This window comes from Pseudomonas sp. WS 5503 (assembly GCF_012985385.1).
Classification (GTDB): Bacteria; Pseudomonadota; Gammaproteobacteria; order Pseudomonadales; family Pseudomonadaceae; genus Aquipseudomonas; species Aquipseudomonas paracarnis.
In genome coordinates this window covers 1-2,468 of sequence record NZ_JAAQWI010000026.1, presented here as the reverse complement: position 1 = coordinate 2,468, position 2,468 = coordinate 1, and the positions used below count along the sequence as shown (strand labels likewise).

Sequence of the window (2,468 nt, the reverse complement as noted above, 5' to 3'; positions counted from 1 at the left end):
AGTGTATTGACGGTGTACTCCACCACCGGAAAGCTGATCGCCTCGGCTTCAACCTTGCTAAGACTGACGGCGGCTTTGAATTCCATCCTCAATTTTGTGCCATGGCCCAACCCATCGAGGTAAGTGCGCAACAGGCGATATTCATAGCGGCCTTGGGCAACCCAGTTCGGATTGACATACGAGCTGTTGAAACTGAACAGCGTCAGGTCATGAGCAACATTAGCGGCTGTTCTACCAAAAAACTTCAACGAGACCGGATAAGGGGCGGTGATAAACGGCCAGGTGCCGACATGCGCCATCGCGTTGCCGACGAAGCTATCCAGGTCCAGCACCTTTGTCGCGCTATTGGCCTCGTTGAGCCTGATGACCGTCTTGGCCAGCTCCGATTGCGGTATCGGCCTCACGGTCACCGTCAAGGTTGCCGACGTGACCGAGACACCCGCACGGGTTACCACGTATTGGTATTTCACCGTGGTGGCGTGGTCACGAATGTTCGCCGCAATCGCCGCCCTGGAAATATCGAACGCCACCTCCTGCAAGGCTTCATTCCCAGGTTTGGCCGGGATATCTGGCGAACCGCCATTGCCGGCACCGTTCATGGTGACTTTGATCGAGTCGCTGTTGCGCATCCCCACATAGCTCACCACCAGTTGGGTACCCTGTTGCACCCTGAGCGGCTCCAGTTCGGCGGTGTCGGGGCCGGTCGTCTGGGCTTCGCGCAAGGTCGGCGACGGCAACTCGCCCACGCCACGGCTGATCAGCACCTCGGTGATCTCAGAATACCGCGGCATCGCCTCATCACTACGTGTCAACGTGTAGAACACCGTCACCGACTCATCCAGGTTGTTCTCCACGTAGTATTTTTCGATGTCGTGGGCGGTGGTGGCGCCATTCACGGCCACCTCCACCGGCACTTCGGTGCGGGCGCCCCGGCCAAGCCAGTACATGCGGATCCAGTCGCCGCGCAGTGTTTCGCCAAACGGTGCAAACACGGTGGCATAGGCACCTACATCATCCGGATTCAACTGTCCGCTGACCGCCTTCTCGACAATCGGCTTGGGCATCGTACGCTTGATCTGACCCACCACGATCTGCAACCGCAGGGACTCCTGCGGGCGGCCGCCGGGCCGGGTGTGGGCGTAAAACACGTCAGTCAGGTGGCCGTCGAAACGCCGCAGTTCGTCGGGGTATACCGTAAACAACAAATCCCCACCGGCCGTGGGCGGAATATCGTCGACTTCGCGGCCGATGCGATGTTCGATGGTGTTATCGGCGCTGCTGACCCGGAAGATGACTTCGATATAACCGTCCTTCGGCCAGCTCCCTTGAAGGGGGAAGCGTACGGTCGCGTCGACATCCGGCTCGATATGGCCACCCTGGTCCTCGTCTATCGTCGGTGCCGGCCACCTGACGACTTGCCCAATGACGTCCAGATAGAGCTTTTCGGAAGGCTGTTGCACCGCGCCATTCTGATACAGGGCATGCACACTCGCGCTGCCTTCGGCAATCGCGCTCACCAGCGCGTTGGGAACCTCAAAGGTATAAAGGCCTGCTCTACTGAGTTCTTCGGTGTGCGTATAAGGGATCGAATTGCCTTCACTGTCCAAACCGGCCCAGATCAGCGTCACGTGGGAATACGCGCTAGCCTCCTGGGAGAGGACCCAAAGGGCCACTTCCACATCCCAACTGCCCAGTTCCGCGAGGTCGATTTTCGTACCGGTGTCTGGAAACTGCAGCCACGGCGCTTCGGGGCGCACCTCATTGAGGTGCACATCAATCAACGACACCGCCGACCAGCGTGCCCGCTCCTCCGGCAGATTGCCGCCCGCGTCCCGCACCTGGTAAGCCACGCGCGTAAGCCGGTTATTGCCCGCGGCGCTGATAGTGGCGTAGTCGACGGTCAAGGTGATGTCACGGCCCACTTCGCCGGGTTGGACCCGGTGCTGAACCACTTGCGAGCCCCAGGCCAGAGTGATCAGGTCATAAGCGCGCATGTTTAGCCAGTAGCGAATGATGATCTTGACACCCGCCAGTGCCTGCTGCTGGTTGACGCCATGCAGCACAACATCCGGTGGGACCTCATACGCCAGCCCCTGGTGGCCGGGCAGACAGTCTCTGTCTTCGCCACCGGGGCGAGTCAGGCTGACCCGTAACTTGATTTCTTCGGTGAATGACTCATTGCCGCTTCTGCGCCTTAGCATGGCACATACCGGGTAGACCAAGAACGGGACGATATGGTGCGCGGGAACAGTCAGCGGGATCAGGTCAAGGTTTTCCTCGCCTTCGCGAATCGGCGTAGAGGCCACGGGAATATTACGGTTGCCCCAGAACAGTGAGGCAACACTGCCCGGAGTGACGCCATCTTTGGGGTTGATCAGGTAGACCACCAACGGCACCTCGGTATGCCGCAGGCCGATACCGCCATGCGCCCCTTCGATATCACCATCAATGGCCGGTTCCATCAGCGG

Annotated in this window: 1 protein-coding gene; it reads right to left on the bottom strand. The window is 59.7% G+C overall.

The annotated features are described in order from the left end of the window. The coding region (locus HBO10_RS30980; protein ID WP_169922256.1) for a hypothetical protein at positions 1-2,468 on the bottom strand (2,468 nt) is incomplete at both ends.